This is a genomic window from Ancylothrix sp. D3o, from assembly GCF_025370775.1.
In the GTDB taxonomy this organism is placed as follows: domain Bacteria; phylum Cyanobacteriota; class Cyanobacteriia; order Cyanobacteriales; family Oscillatoriaceae; genus Ancylothrix.
Window position 1 is genome coordinate 1 of record NZ_JAMXEX010000073.1, and the last position, 4,745, is coordinate 4,745.

The following is a 4,745-nucleotide window of genomic DNA, read 5'->3' on the forward strand; positions in this document are numbered from 1 at the left end:
AGGAGATTACTGATTTTCTGGATAGTTATTTGAGGGAATAACTAAGATGAGTTTGCTGTTGTTCTATGGTGATGGTAGTACAAACTGCTAAAAGGTGGGCTTATTTAGACAGGCCGGTGGAACCTCGAAGGCCGGTGGAACCTCAAAGGCCGGTGGAACCTCAAAGGCCGGTGGAACCTCAAAGGCCGGTGGAACCTCAAAGGCCGGTGGACAATGTGATTAATCAAGGAATTGGAAAATTGCACCTGTTAGGCTTCTGGTGTGAGGTTTAAACCCCGATAAACTTGCTCAATGGGAAAGCTGAGGTTAATGCTTTTAAGTGCTATGGTGTCGCCTTCTTGGTAGCTGATAATCAACCAATTGCCTGCCTCGTCCTTATGGTACAAGTCTATTTGGATGCCGGTGGAACTGACTAATAGATAGTCAATCAACGCAGGGTTTTTGCGATACATCCTAAATTTACTGCCCCTGTCAAATGCTTCTGTGCCGGCAGAGAGAACTTCGACAATTAAGCAGGGGTAAGTAATATATTGAGTGGTGGTTTTGTCCCGGTCGTCGCAGGTAACACTAATATCAGGGTGGGTATAGTTATTTGTACCACAAATGTTTACTCGCAAATCTGAGTTGCCGGTGTCGCAACCACTTCCTTCTAAATGGTTAACAAATAAGGTAATCAGTCGGACTGCGATACGGCCATGATTTACACTACTACCAGTTATGCCATGAACTTGACCATCAATATATTCGTATTTTTCGAGTTGCTGGGATTCCCAAACAAAGTATTCTTCGGGGGTAAGCTGTGGGGGGTTATCTTTGCCGGTGCTCATCTTCCTGGCCTCTTCTTATAATTGTATAAACTCTTTGCAATCTGGGTTCAGTATTGTATTTATATTGGTGGTATTCTTGACGAATTTGCTCTAGGGCTTCGAGGCGTTTTAAGGGTGGCTGACTTTGCCAATACTGAAAGTCGTTAGTCTGTTTTTTGTTGGTGGTCTTACAAATTACTTTTTCCATTCCACATATTTAATAGTATAGGGGTTGAGTTTGGGGATTGATGGCTATCAAAGAATGGCTACTTTCTATTACTCTTCAGGACTTTACTAACTAAAGCTAATGCTAGATTGTTTCAAGGCCGGCCTCAATAAAAGCTCTGTTTAAATCCTCCACTAACCCAATAGATTCAGCCTGGTTATGGAGGTAAGCTTTATCTAAAGAGTCTCCCTGTACTTTTAATATACCTAATATATCTCGCCATTGTTTCTCAGAATAGTTAGACTTTCGCCACGATAATTTATTAAGTATTAAATCTTCTGGGGAGGCCAGAAAAACAGTTGCACCTGTCGGAATTTGATATTGTTGGCGTCGTTCCAGCTTCCGCCGTTCCAACTCTGAATTTTCCGCAATCATTAAATCAGCACGAGAGATTGTTTGAATATGAGTAATTTGTAAGGTTCGCATTCTGCCAGAAATTACATCATCTACACCGGCCACATAAAAGCCAGCTTGTTCTAATTCTGAAATAAATGGGCTTAAGCATTCAGGAATAACTGAAATGACAATATCTAAATCCCTTGTAGTGCGGACTTCCCCGTAAGCAATAGCAGCTACTCCGCCGGTAATATAATAAGGAATATTAAAAGCTTCAAAAATTGGGTGGAGAATTTCAGCCAGAGCAATCGAATCTTGTATCCAAGTCATTTCATCTCCGGTGGGAATATAGTGTTGGGGACAATCTTCTGCTAACCAGGCGTGAGCTAGTTTTTGAGCAAATTCTGGTTGGTTTAAATTAGAAAAGCGTTTGCGGAAACAGTTTATGGCAAAACGACGAGCATTTTGGTTCATCGCGCTTCCCATCCCTAATCTCTGTTCTGGCGTTCGCTGTTTTAATAGCCAAAACTGTAATAAATCAACTTCAGGAGTTGTATCTGAAGATTGTGGTTGATACCCTGGCTTTATTGTAAATTTAGGTAAAGCTTGAGTCATGGATTAAGTTGGAATTTAGGAGCCAACAGTTCAGTAGAAAAGAGTAAGTTGTGGGAAATGACGGTAAATAATATATGTTGTTGGGTTCTCAGACGCTATAACCCAACAACACATAGATGTTAATTTTGAGTAGCTTTTCGTTTAGCATTCCCTCGTTGGCGTGCTGCTTCAAAGCTGCGATTATTTTCTGCTTCCAAAAGAGCAATAAATCGATCTAATTCTGCGATATTTCTATCCATCCGCTGTACGACTTCACGCAAACGGGCAACAGAACGTGCCCTCGTCTCAGCATCAGGAATTCTGGGTTGATTAGTCATGGTAAATTCCAGTTCCTCTTGATATCTTGGATACTTGCCTCTACTGCTTCTATAGTAGCATCAGCTTCATCGATATATCGAGTAAGTAGGTCTAAAGTATCAGTAGAGGCTACAGGCTGGGCATCATAAATGCGCCGTAATATAATGTAGAATCTGGAATAGTAAGAATCAGCCCTTTCTCGAATACTTTGTAATTCCTCTAATTCAGGAATCGTTTCTTCTGTCTCGCCAAATTGTTCAAATAATATAAATTCAAGTAAGCCGGCTTCATCAATCTTTTCTAAGAATTGTTGCTGTAAACTTAAAATCTTCGTTACCGTTTCTGATGGTAGTCTTGCCATGTAGATAACCTGTATTTTTAGCTAAGATAGTATATCATTAATGTCTTATCAACACCAGTATTAAGAATCTCTTTAGAGAATTTGATGAGCTTCTAAAGCTCGTTCAATAGTATTCCGATACTCTTCTATTCTATCCATTTAACAATCTCCTCCCTTTCTGGATTCAAAGTAATAAAAATACTATAGCGATTTCAAAGATGAGTATGTTCAAGATGAATAACAACATCTCCACCTGCCACAGAGATGCCATTTTGCCAAAGCTCATACTCACTAATATCAACATCTTCATCCCAGACTAACCCATAACCACCTTCCTCAATTCTAAAGTTTTTAAAAACTACAGGATTATGGAGTTTAGCAAACAACGGCTTCTCTAGCAATTTAGAAATGTCGTATTTTCTGAATTCATCATTGCTAAATTTTACAACCAAAGTTCGATTATCAATAGCTTGTGCCCAAAGAATCCGAGGATATTTCATAAATAATAATTCTGATAAATAAATTTCTATCCCCCATAAACTGGGACTGCTATGGGGGAGTAGAGGGATGAAGGGGCTATGGATACTCAGACGTGAGTATTTAAGAAAGACCGGCAGCCTTCAATTTTTCAGCAACTCTTATCTGAGCCAAACGTTTTTCATATTTTTGGTCTATTTCCAATGTAAAGTCGCACAATTCTTTAGCTTTTTGTTCGGTTAATTTGGCAAGTTCAAGTATTTCTGCTAGTTCGCGTTGTTCCTGTTCGCTCATTGATGGTTGGGTCATTGTCCATTCTCCTGCGTGAGTTTTCAGATCCCCTCACTTATTTTAGCTTCCGCTACCTGTTTATTCTTGGTTTGTGTTTAAGTAATTACTCTTTAAATTTACCATCGGCCTGCTGATAAAAACTGCGTAACTCCGTCAGATTTTTAGATGGTTGGTTGTAATAGCTTTTCCCTTCAGCAGTGGGGAAAGATGCCCAGGTAGGCGCAACTTTAAACACAGCATCATCAAACCGGCCAGCCACAATATCTTGGTATGCACCGGCCTGTTTAATTAATTGGACAGCCGCTAAGTCTTGGGATTGTGGGCTAAAATCAGGGAGATTTAGTTTATTTACCAGTTCGTCCCATGTTTGTTTAAGAATTTGGTATTTACCGGCTGCCGTACTGCACAAAGGTTTACCCTTATACAGTGAGCAATTCTTGATATTAGGATGTGCTTTAAATGAATTGAACAGTTGGCCGGTGAACATCATCCGATAACCATTTGGGCCGGCAGTACCCTCGGCAAAAGCAATTGTTTGCAAAAAAGCTCTAACATTCTCATTTTTAATTGCTTCTGATAGCGGATGACTGGATAGAGTTGTTTCTGTGGGTGCCCGTGTTGGATTAGGTTGACCGATAATGGCTAATCCTAAAGTGGAAATGGCGATGATTGAGAGGCCGGTGGGATTTATCATAGCCGGTTTTCCCTCCACAGTTTTTCTAATTGGCTTTCATTCATCCCCGGTTTAACTTGTGTGCTGTAGAGCATTTTGATTAACTTTTTATCCAGGGATGAATACTGGTTAATATCTGTCCAACCTTGATAAAAAATGCTGTCTGGATATTTTTCAGAATCCGCCGGCAACCCAAACGCCTGTGTTAATTCTTCTCTGATTAAATGGGAACGTTCTTTTTGAGTAACCCCTGTGGTGGAGATTTTAATCTCCGCGCCCGTTATCTGTTTGGTTTCATCCCAGTTCAACCAGAAGAATCCGCTATTGCCTGGTTGATAAGTGGGAATGAATTTCTGAAACTCTGCTTCTGGGGTAAACCGGATTCGCATATTACCAGTGTTGGGTTTAACGAATTCTATTGGTAAATTAGTTAGTAGCTCTAATTCACGGGTGACAGCTTCCACTGTTTCTAAATCTGCGGGAGTGGGAAGACCGGCTATCTCTAGCTTTATGGGAACCATCCATTTCTTAATGAACCCATTACCTGAACTGCCAAACTCAGATTTTAGTGCTACTTCTTTGAAATACTCAAATGTTTTATCTGCGGTTACATCAGGAAAAGTGGAAGTTTCTTGGCTGTTTAGTTGGGATTTGGTTGGGGAGGCATCATACCAAACAGCTATT

Annotated in this window: 10 protein-coding genes; 1 reads left to right on the plus strand and 9 read right to left on the minus strand. The window is 40.3% G+C overall.

Going from position 1 to position 4,745, the window contains the following annotated elements:
• Window positions 1–65: 65 nt before the first annotated feature.
• On the plus strand, window positions 66–272 hold the full coding sequence (locus NG798_RS26750) for a hypothetical protein (RefSeq protein WP_261226769.1): 207 nt from the start codon (window positions 66–68) through the stop codon (window positions 270–272).
• Here NG798_RS26750 and NG798_RS26755 read toward each other — a convergent pair.
• The 9 genes from NG798_RS26755 to NG798_RS26795 form a co-directional block, all read right to left on the minus strand.
• Window positions 249–827 (minus strand): Uma2 family endonuclease, encoded by a 579-nt coding sequence (locus NG798_RS26755; protein WP_261226770.1) that lies wholly within the window; start codon window positions 825–827, stop codon window positions 249–251. The genes NG798_RS26750 and NG798_RS26755 overlap by 24 nt on opposite strands.
• The gene (locus NG798_RS26760) at window positions 808–1,014 is read right to left on the minus strand and encodes a toxin secretion, membrane fusion protein (protein ID WP_261226771.1); all 207 of its coding nucleotides are present in this window, start codon (window positions 1,012–1,014) and stop codon (window positions 808–810) included. The genes NG798_RS26755 and NG798_RS26760 overlap by 20 nt, the downstream gene beginning before the upstream one ends.
• A 102-nt stretch (window positions 1,015–1,116) precedes the next feature.
• Entirely contained in the window at window positions 1,117–1,983 is an 867-nt protein-coding gene (locus tag NG798_RS26765; RefSeq protein ID WP_261226772.1) for a hypothetical protein, read from the minus strand.
• Between the two features lie 119 nt (window positions 1,984–2,102).
• Window positions 2,103–2,300, minus strand: coding sequence for a hypothetical protein (locus NG798_RS26770; protein ID WP_261226773.1), 198 nt, complete (start codon window positions 2,298–2,300; stop codon window positions 2,103–2,105).
• On the minus strand, window positions 2,297–2,641 hold the full coding sequence (locus tag NG798_RS26775) for a hypothetical protein (RefSeq protein ID WP_261226774.1): 345 nt from the start codon (window positions 2,639–2,641) through the stop codon (window positions 2,297–2,299). Before NG798_RS26775 ends, NG798_RS26770 begins: the two co-directional genes overlap by 4 nt.
• Before the next feature lie 191 nt (window positions 2,642–2,832).
• Entirely contained in the window at window positions 2,833–3,120 is a 288-nt protein-coding gene (locus NG798_RS26780; protein WP_261226775.1) for a DUF2442 domain-containing protein, read from the minus strand.
• 100 nt (window positions 3,121–3,220) lie between these two features.
• A complete protein-coding gene (locus NG798_RS26785; protein ID WP_261226776.1) occupies window positions 3,221–3,406 on the minus strand; it encodes a hypothetical protein in 186 nt (61 codons plus the stop codon).
• 85 nt (window positions 3,407–3,491) lie between these two features.
• The gene (locus NG798_RS26790; protein ID WP_261226777.1) at window positions 3,492–4,082 is read right to left on the minus strand and encodes a glycoside hydrolase family 104 protein; all 591 of its coding nucleotides are present in this window, start codon (window positions 4,080–4,082) and stop codon (window positions 3,492–3,494) included.
• Window positions 4,079–4,745 (minus strand): DUF2927 domain-containing protein (locus tag NG798_RS26795; RefSeq protein WP_261226778.1); only part of this gene is annotated, 667 nt, incomplete at its 5' end. The genes NG798_RS26790 and NG798_RS26795, both read right to left, overlap by 4 nt.